This is a genomic window from Paenibacillus pini JCM 16418 (assembly GCF_000576305.1).
GTDB lineage: Bacteria > Bacillota > Bacilli > Paenibacillales > Paenibacillaceae > Paenibacillus_AQ > Paenibacillus_AQ pini.
Map to the genome: position 1 here is coordinate 125,263 of NZ_BAVZ01000008.1, position 14,538 is coordinate 139,800.

A 14,538-nucleotide genomic window follows, 5' to 3' on the forward strand; every position below is an offset into this window, starting at 1 on the left:
CCGCGTTCTTCAACTAAGGCACAGCATCTCGAAAGGCTTGCGCCGGATCTTCACATTCGACATCTCCAGGTGAGACCGGACCTGCATATACGACATCTCCCGTAAACACAACAAGATCGGGTTGTTCTGCATCCAGAACGTTCTCCATTAATTCACGGGTACGCTGATCCTCCGTTCTTCCGTCCATCCAATGAAGATCCGTAAACTGCACGATTTTAAAAGTATCATCTTTCTGAAAAGATAAGCAGTAACTCATCCCAAATTTCCCCCTTGTTTGCCTTGTGTTGATTATTGTGTTTTTATGTGGTTTTCAGTTGATTTTAGCTCTACGTTTACAATCTGTCAATTCAATATTTACACTCATTTTACATTAATAATGTGGACGGGATTTCTTTTTACATAGATAATAGGAGATAATAAACAAAGTGAAAACAACAACAAAACACATGAAATCCTTATGGAATGGCTATATACAGGAGGAATTACGATATGTCCTTAACCTATGAAGAACGGCGGGAGACGATCCTCGCCCAAGTCGATATAGATGGAAAGGTGCAGGTGCATGCACTAGCAACTTTATTTAATGTATCCACAGAGACGATACGGCGTGACTTGGATCGTCTAGAGAAAGAGGGGAGACTACGTAAAGTGTACGGAGGAGCCGTACGGATACGCTCCGAGATGATTGAACCGACATTTCTGAAGCGTTCACAGATGCATCAGAGCGAGAAACAGGTAATTGGCAAGCTTGCAGCTTCACTTGTTGAGTATGGCGAAACGGTAATTCTGGACAACGGTACGACAACGCTGGAAATCATGCGACATTTAAAGGATCGTGCGGATGTGACCGTGATTACAAATGCCGTACCTATTTTGACCTGTGCGCTGGAGGAATTCCAGGGCAAGATTATTTTTGCCGGGGGCGAGGTGAACCCGAGCTATCAGCCGCAACGGGCGTAATTACTCATCAATTACTGGATCAGTTCAAAGTAAACAAGGCTTTTATTTCTGCAGGAGGGGTCTCGCTACCTGATGGAATTACCGAATATCATTTGGAGGAGGCTCTGTTGTCGCGTAAAATGATGCAGCGAACGGAGGAAGCTATTTTGGTAGTTGATCATTCCAAGTTCGGCGTCACCACCTTCGCTCAAATTGCACCGATCGAGCAAATATCCATGATTGTAACCGATACGGGTTGTACGAAGGAATGGATCGATGCGCTTCACAAGCTGGACGTTGAGATCCTTGTAGGAGAGAAGTAATAATAGGTTATGGTAGGGTGTATCTAGCTCGAATATCCAAAAATGCTGTGCCATAAGCCAAGAAATGTTTTTGAAAAGTGGGATAGACGGTTGCGCTCGCGAGAACGCTACGCGAACGGACCGTTGTTCCAATCGCTGTGCTCTCCAGATTTTTGTCATTCCCCTTGGCGGTGAAAATCTGGAGACCAAGGCGACCGCTGCCGCTTTTCCACAATCGTTCCGTACTCTCCGCTGTTTTAAGCAAAAAAGTATCTGAATCTTCTCTAAATACACAAAAAGAAATCGCTCTTTGGTAAAATGGGAGTATCACCACCATTCCAAAGGAGCGATTTCTTTATACATTTGATATACCATAGTTCAACTTTTCTTGACCATGGATTTAGAATAGGAGTTCACACCAAAGTGAGAATCCCCCTATAAATCTTGTACAACTCGAAATCCTGTATTCCCCGAAGAGCTATCCGGAGTATTACTACTGCGTGCAGCGATACGGTATCGGTTGCAGTAGGAATGATGGCATAGATACGAGCCACCCTTCATCAGGCGGGCAGTTCCGTGTTTTGGCCCATGGGGCATGGCAGCGGAACCTCGCTGATCTGGAGAAGAAGTGAACCAGTCCGCACACCATTCCCAGACGTTGCCTGAAACGTTGTAGAGCCCATACCCATTAGGCTGATAGGCGTCCACGGGAGCAGTTCCTATATAACCATCGCTGGCATGATTTTTAGTTGGAAATACGCCCTGCCAAATGTTGCAGCGATGTTCTCCATTCGGACGCAGAACGTCTCCCCATGGATAGCGCTTCCGTTCTAATCCACCCCGAGCCGCAGCTTCCCATTCAATTTCAGTAGGTAAGCGAACGCCTGCCCAATCGCAATAAGCCGCGGCATCGTTCCATGAGATATGCACCACCGGATGGTTCATTCGATCAGTCAGATCACTTTCTGGACCTTCTGGCTGCCGCCAATAAGCATTCTCTACACCAAGCCACCATGGAGTATGCTGCGGTGAGCCAATGATGGTGACCTGCTGTGGATCTGGTATCAACAGATGGAATACATAGGACCAACCGAATTGTTCTGCTTCAGTGATGTAGCCTGTGGCTGCAACAAAAGTAGAGAAGTCTGAATTGGTCACCGCATAAGGCGAAATACGGAATGATTCAACCTTAACAGGGCGAGCGGGTCCTTCAGCATCTGCCGGGAAGCCCTCGTTATCGTCTGTGCCAAGGATGTAAGTCCCAGCAGGGATGATCGAAGATGGATGAAGTATGGAGCGCGGTGCAGCATCATTATAAGATAAGGAATTCGTGCGCTCAGTAGTTGAATCGGAACCATGCAATGGGGTATCGGAATCAATATGTAAGTCCATTCGTCTTGAAGCGCAGCAGGTAGGTTTCTCTGTGGAAGTATGGGATGCTTCCTTCAGGGATGGTTCATTGGTATTGGATACAGTTGTCATGGCGGACACTCCTCTCTATACAGTTAATTGATCCAGCATGAGTAGAGCCGCTCCAATGGCAATGGCTTCCTCTCCGTAATTACCCTTGCTAAAGATGACTTGATATTTGGGATATTGGTAGGTTTTGCGGATCGCGGTCTGCGTTGCTGTATAAAAAAATAAATTGGAATCGGTCATTAAGGGGCCACCTAGTACGACCTTCTCTGGATTTAGAATATTCAGCAGATTAGCAAGGCCAATTCCAAAATAAGTTGCAGCCTGCGTCACCACCTCGGTCACCATAGGATCAAGCAACTTCAGAGCTTGCATAATATGGGCGAAGCTTGCGGGCTCATCCCGCTGAAGCATCCCCTCAAGGCAGCTGCTTCTCCCGGTTCGGAGCCTAGCATTTACTTCTCTTTCAATGGCATAGACGGAAGCATAGGAATCAAGGCAACCATAGTTCCCTTGCGTCGTTCGGTAAGGGATACCGTCTGCCTGAATAATCATTGGCCAAAGAACCCTCCATATCCACAGCGCCGTGAATCAGCTTATGATCTGACATCATAGCGAGGCGAAGACCAGTCCCTCCATGCACATATAGCATATGTCTGAAGTCTTTGGCGCGATTAGCCCATGACTCTGCGATGATTGCTGTGTTCGCACCGTTATCTAATAGAACAGGAATCCGCAAATTCTCTTCAAGTTGACGTACAATATCCACATGTCTCCATCCCGGAGCAGCAAACCATTCCGGCTCCTCAATGATTCCGGTTACGCGGTTCAAGGGCCCTACGGCGCCAATACCCATACCAATAATTTGCTCGAACTTGAGCTGATGCTTGAGTGTCCACACTTCAACCTGTGTAACGACCCAGTCAATAAATACCTCAGGCGTCGACTCCACTGACATTGAATATTCGATACGGTCTACTGGATTACCCGCTAAATCTAGCAAAATGAGCCTGGATGCGACCCGTGATATATCAAGTCCAAAAGCATACCCATAGGCTGCCGTGACCTGATAGAGGATTGGGCGTCTACCACCAGTAGAGGCTCCTAATCCACTTTCAGTGATGATACCGATGGATGTAAGTTCGTCCAATACACGAGTTAACGTGCTTACGGTTAGGCCACTTGCGGTTAAGAGATCATTTTTGGCAATTTCATATGTACGGCGAATGTCAAAGAACAGCTCTTTCGCTTTAGGCGATGGTATGCGTTCTTTAGCTTCTATACGTAATTGATCTTGATTATGCATATATCCAAATCCCCACTATTCCTGAAACAAGAATGATGACTAGCGGATGCACATGATAACGAATCATGGCAATCAGTGATGCTATACAAATGGCTGCGCTAGCTACGTGCTTATCGACAGACCTTTAACAAGGCCTGATTGAATGGTCATCGTGTAAGCTGCATAGGCAATAAGCGCAATGACGGCTGGTTTCATACCGTTTAATGCAGCTTGTACCCAATGATTATCATACACACGGTAAAAAATCGTGGCAACCAAAAACATGATGATTGCAGACGGAAGCATCATACCAAGCGAAGCGAATACACTGCCTGCCCAGCCGCCAGCAGTATAGCCAATATACACAGCGCTATTCATAGCGACTGGGCCGGGTGACATCCCAGCTAAAGCGATCGCTTCAGAATACTGCTGGGTGTTCAACCAGCCATGACTTAATGCCGCATGTTCCATAATAGGTAGCATCGCGTAGCCACCACCGAAAGACATAAATCCAATTTTAAAAAAAGTCCAAAATAGTGTGAAAAGCATGCTTATCACCTCTTTCCTCTGTAGAGAAAGGCTACATCATATGATGTTTGCCTTGTTCTTGTTGGTCACGTATGTTGTGTTTGGATGAATTTGAAGCTGCTTCTACAACCAACCCAATCATCGTTCCTATACCAAGGATGAGCAGGGGATGGATGGGAAAGCACAGAAGTAACAGTATACAGGTCACCGTAATGCTCCATGGAAGTGGGTGTTTCAGCGTCTGTTTGCCCATACGGACAGCAGCATATGCGATCAAAGCGACGATGGTGGGCTTAATGCCCATTAAAGCGGCTTGGATTAATGGATTATCACTTAGCCCAGAGGCTGTTGCACAAAGCATGAGCATAATGAGAGTTGTGGGCATTGAGATGCCGAATATAGAGCAGAGCAGTCCAGGAATACCCGCAATGCGGTAGCCGATGAGTGCGGCGACATTTACACCGATACCCCCTGGGGCTGCGCCCGAAAGGGCGGTAATTTCAGTCATCTCTTGGGAGCTAAGCCATTTGCGATGCTCTGTGAATTCCTTATCAATGACATGAAGGATCGCATAGCCTCCCCCGAATGTGGTGGGTCCTATTTTCAGAAAGGAAGTGAATAACTTCAGGGATAATTGTATTTGGTTAGGGATAACTGTCGATGACATATAAGCAGCCTTCTTTCACATCAATGGAGTACGTTTTGTGGTTAGTATATAACACTTAAATTCTTTTTGGAATAAAGATTAATAAATAATTTAAATTAAAGTAGAAAAAACATATAATTACATATTTATATCACAAAAATCCATTTACTTTATTCTAAAATGGATGTTTTAATGAAGTGAGCTTCAATTCAATTTGACGGATAAGGAGCGAAATAGATTGAATACAAATAACGAATCGAATAAGCCGAATATTCTACTTATTACGGTCGATCAAATGCGTTTTGATTGCTTAAGCATCGCAGGTCATCCCGTCGTGGAAACACCGAATCTGGACGAGCTCTCTCGTACAGGGGTTCGGTTTGACCGAGCCTATTCAGCGACACCAACCTGTGTCCCTGCTCGCGCTGCTATATTTACGGGTCAGTCACAACGGACGCATGGTCGCGTGGGGTATCAAGACTGTGTGCCATGGAATTACACGGAGACGCTTCCAGGTGAACTGGCACAAGCTGGCTATCACACGCAGTGTGTTGGCAAAATGCATGTATATCCAGCCCGTAATTTAATGGGCTTTCACAATGTTGTTTTGCATGATGGGTATTTGCATCATAATCGTAACAACCACAGCATCCCTGTTAGAGAACATTACGACGAGGTGGATGACTATCTTAATTGGTTACGGGAGCGGGTTCCCGGCGCCGATATGACGGATCTTGGACTTGACTGCAACTCATCGACGGTCGCAAGGCCATGGCACTTGGCTGAAATGCAGCATCCTACCAATTGGGTGGTTACGGAATCGATTGATTTCCTACGGCGACGTGATCCGAGCAAGCCCTTCTTCTTATGGATGTCATTCGTTAGGCCACATCCACCGTTCGATCCGCCGCAAGCTTATCTCGATTTATATACGGATGCAGATATCCCCATGCCGCCTATTGGTGACTGGGCTATGGAAGTGGATGATGATCAAGAGGGCTTAAACCCGGTTACAAGCAAGGGGATTGTACCAAAGCGGCGGCTGAAAAGAGCGATAGCTGCGTATTACGCGCTCATCACACATATTGATCACCAGATTGGTCGATTCTTGCAGGCCTTGAGTGAGTACGGTGAGACGAATAATACAATCATTATGTTCACATCAGACCATGGTGAATTGCTGGGCGATCATAACTTATTCCGTAAATCCCTTCCATACGAAGGGAGTACAAGGGTACCGTTTATTGTGAATGATCCGGGGAATCGCTTAAACTTGGTCAAAGGTAAAGTGTGTCAAGAAATTGTAGAAATGCGTGATATTATGCCATCCATGCTGGATGCAGCGGGTGTGCCGATTCCAGCCACGGTTGAAGGGGATAGCGTGTGGAAGCTGGCTTCTAGCCAAGCCACAGCGATCAGCAATGAAGAGGGTACTGCAAGCAGCAACCCCGATTGGCGTGCTTATCTTCACGGGGAACAAACTCAGGGCAAGTTATCTAATCACTGGGTTACGGATGGAAAAGAGAAATTCATTTGGTATTCGCAGTCGGGTGCTGAGCAGTTCTTCGTATTAAGTCAAGATCCTCAGGAGCTTCATAATGCCATTGATGATGAAGACCAGCAGGAACGAGTAGCATATTGGCGCTCTGTGCTCATCCATGAGCTGGAAGGACGAGAAGAGGGGTACTCTGACGGTACAAGTCTGATTGTCGGACGTAAGCCCGTTGCGGTATTGTCGCATATTCGAAGCTAAAGAAGATACAAGAGAGGGGTGCCCTATAAGCCATTATTTGGCTGACGGGCACCCCTATTTTTTTGAATTATGCGTACAGCAGAGCGGAGAGTCGGAGGGATTCTGGAGAAACGACAATCCGTAAATCGGACTTTAACAGCGATCGCAAGAACCCTCCGAGCCGTAGTGGCTTGATGACAAGCGGACGAATTACTGATTTTGGTTTGATCCGAAATAAACATTACTCATTTTTGGCGCTACATTGTTCACGATATTGTCCCGGCGTCATGCCCTCAAGCTTCTTGAACATCCGGTTGAGATAGGGCGGCTGATAGCCGACGGTTTTGGCAATTTCACTGATCTTCATATCGGAAGTGACGAGAAGCTTCTTGCAATGATTTATTTTGACAGAGGTTAAGTAATCAATGTAATTAGAGCCTGTCATTTGCCGGAATGCCTTGCTAAGCTGGGATACACTTACGTTAGCATCAGATGCAAATGTTTCAAGTGAGAGATCACTCATATAATTTTCGTTAATGGTGACGATGATTTGATCCACGACATGTTTGATTGAATGATGATAGCTTTTATTCAGGATGTCTATATATGGCTTGATAATACGTGTGCGGAACCAATGAATACAGGCGTTTGGATCACGAAGTGCCTCTAGTTCCTCTTGTAATTTCACTCCATCATACAGTGCATAAGGATTATGTCCTGATTGAAGCATGGAACGGTACAGGTTATTTTTTAGCCTCATTAGACCTTGGTGAACGACCCATTCAGGGGCTCCGTCATTCTGCATTGCATGTACTAATCGGTTGAGGATATCGACGGCGGTGTCTTCCAAGCCAAGATTTAGTGTGTGGGTAAATTCTTGCTCCAAATCATAGGGAAACTCAATTTGCAGATTCACTTGCTCCAATACGACCGCAGCATCTAATAGCTGGCTATCTGAAATAAAGCTGCGGTAGCTCAGTGCCCTTCTTGCCTGCTCTAGTAGAAAAGGAACGTCAGTCCATGTAGGAGTAGGGCCATTCACAACAATCGTTGCAGGCATTGAAAGTACGTCATGTAAAGTTTGAATCATATCGGTGCATAAATGCATGAGCTGTTGCTTCAAATTGTCCGGAGACGCTGGGGATGGAGCCATCAAGATTACTGCGAAAGAGCCATCCATATAATCGATTGTATGTACATACGAAGCCATGCACCCGGACATCTCGTCCAATAAGTTGATAGCGGCATAGGTTAGGAGCTGTGCATCCTTTGCCGTAAGCTGGCCACGATCTTCACTAAGAGGATGGAGCTGGCAGATGACAATAGAGAAATGCTGATTAGTGATATCGAGCTGCAACGATTGCAATTTCTCTATAATTTCGGTTTCGGTCAGATGCGCAGCTTGACCCGAGACAAATTGATTCATAAATGCTTCTCGAACTTGAGGTATGGAATGATCTAAATGACTTTGCAACGTTTCGTTAGCAAATCGATGTTGTTTCCATTTCTCCTCGATATACTTCATTTCATTATGCTCTGAGGAGGCCTCAGGTTTTCCTTCTTTGAACATGTCCATAATTTTACGAATAGGCTGGTACATTCGATTCGAAGCAAACCAGCTTAGGACAAGTGCTATAAGCAGCGATACTTCCCAGTATATAAGTACAACATGTGTGTAGGGCTGAGTAGGAGCCGTAATGGCTGATGACGGCGTACCTGAGACGTAGGTCCACACGCTTCCCATTTTCGAAAAGGTTTGGGAGTTCATGAGTAATGTACTGTTGTTGACGGTGAGCTGGAAATTAGACTTACTGTCATAGGATTCCCTGCTGCTCGTGCCCAGAAGCTCTTGAACGCGAGGCAGTACGTCCGCATACTGCTTACTCGCATCGGATTGTCCAATCAGTTTACCTTCGCCATCAAGGACATAGGATACTTGTTCGGAATTCGCATTCAGACGGAGCTTGGAGGGATTTACATATAGCACGAGGGCTCCATATGGGTTCGGACTATTAAAGGGCACCTTCATCACAATCGCATTGGTAGAACCGCCTTTATTAAATGGACGGGTAAGCTTGTTCGTCCAGAAAATGCTTTGATCTGCACGCATTATTGTATTCCAGGATGCTGCATCCGCAGGACGATCCAGTGAGCGGAGCCCGAGTAGCGGCTGCATCACTTTATTTTGACCCGAAATGTATAGGTACGCTTGATCAATAAGAGGATCACCATTCTCAATGAAAGTCATTGTGTCGAGTAGTTCCTGTGTCTTTTCAAATTGATCAATAAAGTTCAAATTAGCGAGGGAAGACTTGAGGATCGGGTTCGCAATCATATGTAATGAATATTGTACAAGCTGTGTAAATTGTTCATCGATCTGCCGTGTTGTGTCTTGGAGCAGTTCTTCATTATTTTGCTGATACTGCTTAATAAGGTACTGATTTCCGACATACCAGTTGATTCCACTCACAATAGTGATAGGAAGGCATGTAAGTAATATAGCAAGAGCAATACTTTTCCAGTACATCGTTCCCTTTGAGGCCATCGTTTTTGTCCAATGGATTTTCATATTGCTCACTCCCCCATCTGTCTGCTGATATTGTTATCCATCATAGCTAATGGAAGTCCATATGAGAAGGCTTTCATTTATAAAAAATGGGTTGCTTGCTATAAATAGCGGTTCGATTCTCGTTGTCAAAAAAGTGCAACTCCAGGAAATCGAGAGGTGAAAATTCGCATATCATCAGGGTTTAAAGGGGTTGTGGTTCTCATTTCCAATAAAGTAGCAATTAAATTAGTCACAGAAATAAAGTCAAATTGCACGAAATTTAGTAAGCGGTTACATTTTTGTTATGAACCAACCAGAGAAGGAGAGGACGATCGATGCGAACACCAAATATGGATAAAACATATTCAGGCCAACATTTAAACAAGAAACGGCCAATATGGCCAGATTTAAAACGAGATCGGTATTTGTATTTACTCGCTCTACCAGGCATTTTGTTCTTTATTATTTTTAAATATGTTCCTATTACGAATTTAATCATTGGCTTTCAGGACTATTCCCCGTATCTAGGGATATTTGGCAGCCAGTGGGTAGGGTTTGAGCATTTCACCCGATTCTTTTCAAATCCAGATTTCTGGATGCTGCTGCGGAATACGCTGGGGATTAGCGTCATGAACCTCGTCTTCTTTTTCCCGGCACCTATTATATTGGCGCTTATGATGAATGAGGTACGAAATCAGGTCATGAAGCGTGTTGTTCAATCGCTCATTTATATTCCTCACTTTTTATCATGGGTTTTGATTTATGGTCTTACTTTTCTCATGTTCTCTCAATCGGAAGGATTATTTAATAAACTGCTCGCGGCGATGGATAAGAACACCATAGATATTCTATCCAATCCGAAGTATTTCTGGAGTATGCTCACGGTGCAGTCCATTTGGAAGGAAGTCGGATGGGGGACGATTATTTTCCTTGCCACGATAGCAGGTGTTGATCCTCAGCAATATGAAGCAGCAGTCATGGATGGAGCGGGCAGATTCAGAAGAATGTGGCATATTACGTTACCAGCGATGAGAAATGTCATTATGATTCTATTCATTTTACGCTTAGGTACGATCATGGATACTGGCTTCGAGCAAGTGTATCTGATGATGAACGCTGCAGTAACGCAGGTGGCCGAAGTGTTCGATACCTATGTATACCGTGTGGGAATCAGGCAGGGCGAGTTCAGTTACAGCACAGCTATTGGCTTGTTCAAATCTGTTGTGGGTGTGGTTCTGGTCGTGACAGCGAATAAGGTTGCTAAACGTTTTGGTGAGGAGAGCTTATATTAAGGGACACCGGAAAGGAGATACATTAGATGATTATGGAACTCAATACAACCTGGAAAGATCGCCTGTTTTCATTTTCGAATAACGGCATTCTCATTCTTTTTAGCTTAGCTATGATTTTCCCGATATATTATACGATTGTGCTTTCATTCACCGATCCAACGGAGTATTACACAAGGGATTTGATCTTATGGCCGAAGCAATGGTCACTCGATGCTTATAAGTATTTGCTGGATAACGGATTATTCATGAATTCCTTAATGGTCAGTATCTTTCTATCCACGGTAGGTACGGCTTTAAGTCTAATAGTTACGGGGGGACTGGCGTATGCCATATCCTGTAGACGTCTACGTTTCCGTAAAACGATGATGTTCATGATCTTACTTACATTCTTATTTACACCGGGTCTCGTACCACTCTATATGGTTGTGCGCAACTTGGGTCTTATCGATAGTGTATGGTCACTGATTCTACCTTCGTTGACAAGCGGTTGGTATGTCCTATTGATGAAAGGATTCTTTGATAGTATTCCTGATAGTCTTGATGAAGCTGCACGCATTGATGGATGTACTGAAATTAGTGTATTCTGGCGAATTATTATTCCGCTATCCATGCCTGCGATTGTTGCCTTTGGATTATTCTTTGCCGTTGGTTATTGGAACACCTATTTCAATGGAATTATGTTCATTAATGAGCAGTCGAAGTGGCCACTACAGGTCCTTTTGCAAAATATGCTCGTTGACCCTACGACGATGGGTGGCGGTGGAGAGAATTCTGTATCTCTTCAAATGAACAGACAGATGCCAACGGAAACATTGAAAATGGCCGCAGTGGTCATTGCAACAATCCCAATCATGCTGGTCTATCCATTCCTACAGAAGCACTTTGCGAAAGGCGCAATGGTTGGTTCTGTGAAGGAATGATGATATACAAAGTTACTAATATAAGGAGGTCATAGAAATGGTTCAACAACGTAAACAGATGAAAAAATCCTTGTTCATGAAATCAATGCTTATCGTTTTGGGATCTAGTGTTATATTAACGGCATGTGGAGGTTCGAAGGGCGGATCTGCAGACTCCTCGGGTCCAACAAAGATTCAAATTCAGACGCTTAATTATGCTACCGAATTTATTGATAATACGAATGTCATTTGGAAAGAGTTCGAGAAACGTACGAATACCAAATTAGATATTACGTGGCTGTCGCCATCGACTTCGGAAGAAAAAATTAATGTCATGCTAGCTTCTGGAGATTTACCGGAGGTAACGTTCGTCGAAACACTAGTAAACCCGCAGCTACAGAAGATGATCGGGCAGGGTGTATTCTGGGATCTGACACCATATATCAAAGATTATCCTAACCTCAGTGCACCAACGCTAGCTGAAATGTGGTCTGATTCCAAGATCAGCGGCAAGAATTATTCCATTCCACGCTATTATCCTAGTTATGGGGGAGGGGCATTCCCTCTACTACGTAAGGACTGGATGGATAAGCTAGGGCTTGAAGCTCCTACGAATATGGATCAATTTTTTGATGTACTGAAGGCATTTAAGGAGAAAGATCCGAATGGCAATGGTCAAGCGGATGAAGTTCCTTACGCGGCTAATCCTGATACACTGGGTTTCGTATACGGTGTATTTAATGGAGTTCAAGGACAGTGGAAATTGAAGGATGACAAGCTCGTTCCAATCATAACAGAAGATGCATCTCGTGATGCGGTTCTCTGGGGCAAGAAGCATTTGAAGCCGGATTATTTCCGAAAGATTTTGCAATTATGAAATACTCGCAAACCGTTGATTTGATTCGCGGAGGTAAAGCTGGCGGAACGTCTCAGTCTATGAACCATGCTTGGGTGACGGGTTCCAAAATCCGTGAAGTGGTCCCAACAGCAGATTATATGCCGCTTACGTATCTAGCGAATGCTGCGGGGGAGAAATATACTCCATCCGGTTCTCCATACTATGGTGTTTATCTGATTCCGAAGAAGGTTTCCGAAGATAAGGTTAAGAAGATTCTGGAATTCTTCGATTATGCTTACGGTAAAGAGGGTAACGAGCTAGCTACGTATGGGATTGAAGGTGTCGATTATAAACTGGAGAACGGTCGTAAAATCCCGACTCCTGAAAGTGTTAAGGATCATGTGGGTGACGGCAACATGAACAATTTGATTCACTTAATCAGTGATGATATGTCAATCGGTGGTGTAGGTATGCCAGATGATGTGTATGATCGTAATGTTAAAATTGTCAATGAGCGTAAACAGATCAAAACGCCTTATCCTAGCCTTGATTTGTATTCGGAAGCGTACAACAAATACTATCCTGAAATTAGCAAGAAGGTGACGGATATGCGTACTAAAGTAATCATCGGTAAAGATACGATTGAGAACTATGATAAATTAATAGACCAATTACGTAATGATCCTACGCTAAAGCAAGTTGCGGATGATATGACGAAAGCATATCAGGCCAAAGTTAATAATAAATAACAATATAATGGAGGAGTGTCGAAATGAAATATTACTAGACACTCCTTCTTATAATGAAATCCAAAGGGGAGGAATTGTAATGAAACCGATGACAGCCATTCTGATCGGAGCAGGCGACCGGGGAATGCGCTCTTATGCTCCGTATGCAATAGAACATCAAGAGGACTTAAGGATTGTGGGTGTAGCTGACCCGAATAAGGAGCGGCGTGAAGCTTTGGCAAGGGCTCATCAATTAACCGAAGAACAGCAATATCATTCCTGGGTAGATATTCTGGCTAACGAAAAGCTTGCGGATGCAGCTATCATTTGCACGATGGATCATATGCATTTGGAGCCCACGCTTAAAGCGCTTCGGTTAGGTTATCACGTCATGCTAGAGAAACCAATGTCACCCATTCCAAGCGAATGTGTGCAGATGGAACAGGAAGCATTAGCTCAAGATCGCTTATTAACCATTTGCCATGTGCTGCGCTATACGCCATTTTGGCAGACGATTAAGCAAGAGATAGATGAAGGAGCGATCGGAGATATCGTTTCTGTCCAGTTAAATGAAAATGTAGGAAACATGCATATGTCGCATAGTTTTGTGCGTGGCAATTGGCGGAATCGAGATATGTCGAGTCCCATGATTTTACAAAAATCCTGTCATGACATGGACATTCTATCGTATATTATGGATGAACCTTGTGAACGTGTGAGTTCATTTGGTTCGTTAATGCATTTTCATGAAGGGAATAAGCCAGAGGGAGCACCCGCCTTCTGCATAGAGGGATGCCCAGCGGAGAAGGAATGCCAATATCATGCGGTCAATTACTATATGGGCGAAGGCCGGGGATGGGCGCGAAAGATAACCGAAGATTATACAGACGAGGGAATTATGGAAGCGCTTCGCACAGGACCTTACGGCCGATGTGTGTATCAGACGGATAATAATGTGGTCGATCATCAAGTCGTGAATATGGAATTTAACAGCGGTGCGACAGCGACATTTAGCATGTGTGGATTTACTCAAGACAATACCCGTATCGTGCAAATTATGGGAACGAAAGGCGATATTCGTGGCAACATGGAGGATGATTCGATTACGATTCATAACTTTGTAACGAAGGAAAAACGTATGGTGAAGATTGAAAATTCTGAATCAGGACATGGTGGTGGGGATTTTGGTATCATCCGTTCATTTATAGATGAAGTACGCCATTATGGACAGCGGGAAGGAGAAAGCTTATCTTCTGCAAAGGTATCGGTACGCAGTCATATGATGGCATTTGCCGCTGAGGAATCTAGACTTCATAAAGGGAAGTTGATCGAGTTACGCGAATTTACGAGACGAATGATGTCATCAGCAGTGAAATAATAAACAT

Annotated in this window: 12 protein-coding genes and 2 pseudogenes; 7 read left to right on the plus strand and 7 right to left on the minus strand. The window is 44.4% G+C overall.

Going from position 1 to position 14,538, the window contains the following annotated elements; translation table 11 throughout:
- Positions 1-13: 13 nt before the first annotated feature.
- Positions 14-256 carry a metallophosphoesterase gene (locus JCM16418_RS26670; protein WP_306304781.1) on the minus strand — a complete coding sequence of 81 codons (243 nt, stop codon included), beginning with the start codon at positions 254-256 and terminating at the stop codon, positions 14-16.
- 233 nt (positions 257-489) lie between these two features.
- Between JCM16418_RS26670 and JCM16418_RS13240 the strand changes: the two are divergent.
- Positions 490-1,262: pseudogene (locus tag JCM16418_RS13240) on the plus strand (DeoR/GlpR family DNA-binding transcription regulator).
- Positions 1,263-1,269: 7 nt separating this feature from the next.
- Here JCM16418_RS13240 and JCM16418_RS24695 read toward each other — a convergent pair.
- The 5 genes and pseudogenes from JCM16418_RS24695 to JCM16418_RS13260 form a co-directional block, all read right to left on the minus strand.
- Positions 1,270-1,572 carry a hypothetical protein gene (locus JCM16418_RS24695; protein ID WP_158442431.1) on the minus strand — a complete coding sequence of 101 codons (303 nt, stop codon included), beginning with the start codon at positions 1,570-1,572 and terminating at the stop codon, positions 1,270-1,272.
- Between the two features lie 104 nt (positions 1,573-1,676).
- Positions 1,677-2,633 (minus strand): formylglycine-generating enzyme family protein, encoded by a 957-nt coding sequence (locus JCM16418_RS13245; protein WP_081765440.1) that lies wholly within the window; start codon positions 2,631-2,633, stop codon positions 1,677-1,679.
- A gap of 105 nt (positions 2,634-2,738) precedes the next feature.
- Positions 2,739-3,963, minus strand: a pseudogene (locus JCM16418_RS13250) (ROK family protein).
- A 102-nt stretch (positions 3,964-4,065) separates the two neighbouring features.
- Complete coding sequence (locus JCM16418_RS13255; protein WP_242403832.1) at positions 4,066-4,491, minus strand: chromate transporter; 426 nt, start codon at positions 4,489-4,491, stop codon at positions 4,066-4,068.
- A 31-nt stretch (positions 4,492-4,522) separates the two neighbouring features.
- Complete coding sequence (locus JCM16418_RS13260; protein ID WP_036649639.1) at positions 4,523-5,137, minus strand: chromate transporter; 615 nt, start codon at positions 5,135-5,137, stop codon at positions 4,523-4,525.
- 217 nt (positions 5,138-5,354) lie between these two features.
- Here JCM16418_RS13260 and JCM16418_RS13265 point away from each other — a divergent pair, with 217 nt between their 5' ends.
- Positions 5,355-6,869 (plus strand): arylsulfatase, encoded by a 1,515-nt coding sequence (locus JCM16418_RS13265; RefSeq protein ID WP_036649641.1) that lies wholly within the window; start codon positions 5,355-5,357, stop codon positions 6,867-6,869.
- Positions 6,870-7,089: 220 nt separating this feature from the next.
- On the opposite strand, the gene JCM16418_RS13270 is transcribed toward JCM16418_RS13265, so the two are convergent.
- Positions 7,090-9,417, minus strand: coding sequence for an AraC family transcriptional regulator (locus JCM16418_RS13270; RefSeq protein ID WP_081765435.1), 2,328 nt, complete (start codon positions 9,415-9,417; stop codon positions 7,090-7,092).
- Positions 9,418-9,746: 329 nt separating this feature from the next.
- Here JCM16418_RS13270 and JCM16418_RS13275 point away from each other — a divergent pair, with 329 nt between their 5' ends.
- The 5 genes from JCM16418_RS13275 (at position 9,747) to JCM16418_RS13290 (ending at position 14,531) form a co-directional block, all read left to right on the plus strand.
- Positions 9,747-10,688: an ABC transporter permease gene (locus JCM16418_RS13275; RefSeq protein WP_052020284.1), complete on the plus strand. Its 942-nt coding sequence runs from the start codon at positions 9,747-9,749 to the stop codon at positions 10,686-10,688.
- Between the two features lie 26 nt (positions 10,689-10,714).
- Positions 10,715-11,608 carry a carbohydrate ABC transporter permease gene (locus JCM16418_RS13280; protein WP_373280714.1) on the plus strand — a complete coding sequence of 298 codons (894 nt, stop codon included), beginning with the start codon at positions 10,715-10,717 and terminating at the stop codon, positions 11,606-11,608.
- 37 nt (positions 11,609-11,645) lie between these two features.
- On the plus strand, positions 11,646-12,464 hold the full coding sequence (locus tag JCM16418_RS25925) for an extracellular solute-binding protein (protein WP_242403833.1): 819 nt from the start codon (positions 11,646-11,648) through the stop codon (positions 12,462-12,464).
- Positions 12,461-13,174: a type 2 periplasmic-binding domain-containing protein gene (locus tag JCM16418_RS25930; protein ID WP_242403834.1), complete on the plus strand. Its 714-nt coding sequence runs from the start codon at positions 12,461-12,463 to the stop codon at positions 13,172-13,174. Before JCM16418_RS25925 ends, JCM16418_RS25930 begins: the two co-directional genes overlap by 4 nt.
- Positions 13,175-13,253: 79 nt before the next feature.
- Positions 13,254-14,531 carry a Gfo/Idh/MocA family protein gene (locus tag JCM16418_RS13290; RefSeq protein WP_036649643.1) on the plus strand — a complete coding sequence of 426 codons (1,278 nt, stop codon included), beginning with the start codon at positions 13,254-13,256 and terminating at the stop codon, positions 14,529-14,531.
- Positions 14,532-14,538: the final 7 nt, after the last annotated feature.

Excerpts from the sequence above, each read along its gene's own strand:
- JCM16418_RS26670 (WP_306304781.1), bottom strand. The coding sequence starts at position 256 with ATGAGTTACTGCTTATCTTTTCAGAAAGATGATACTTTTAAAATCGTG.
- JCM16418_RS13245 (WP_081765440.1), bottom strand. The coding sequence starts at position 2,633 with ATGGACTTACATATTGATTCCGATACCCCATTGCATGGTTCCGATTCA.
- JCM16418_RS13255 (WP_242403832.1), bottom strand. The coding sequence starts at position 4,491 with ATGCTTTTCACACTATTTTGGACTTTTTTTAAAATTGGATTTATGTCT.
- JCM16418_RS13260 (WP_036649639.1), bottom strand. The coding sequence starts at position 5,137 with ATGTCATCGACAGTTATCCCTAACCAAATACAATTATCCCTGAAGTTA.
- JCM16418_RS13270 (WP_081765435.1), bottom strand. The coding sequence starts at position 9,417 with ATGAAAATCCATTGGACAAAAACGATGGCCTCAAAGGGAACGATGTAC.
- JCM16418_RS13275 (WP_052020284.1), top strand. The coding sequence starts at position 9,747 with ATGGATAAAACATATTCAGGCCAACATTTAAACAAGAAACGGCCAATA.
- JCM16418_RS13280 (WP_373280714.1), top strand. The coding sequence starts at position 10,715 with ATGATTATGGAACTCAATACAACCTGGAAAGATCGCCTGTTTTCATTT.
- JCM16418_RS25925 (WP_242403833.1), top strand. The coding sequence starts at position 11,646 with ATGGTTCAACAACGTAAACAGATGAAAAAATCCTTGTTCATGAAATCA.
- JCM16418_RS25930 (WP_242403834.1), top strand. The coding sequence starts at position 12,461 with ATGAAATACTCGCAAACCGTTGATTTGATTCGCGGAGGTAAAGCTGGC.
- JCM16418_RS13290 (WP_036649643.1), top strand. The coding sequence starts at position 13,254 with ATGAAACCGATGACAGCCATTCTGATCGGAGCAGGCGACCGGGGAATG.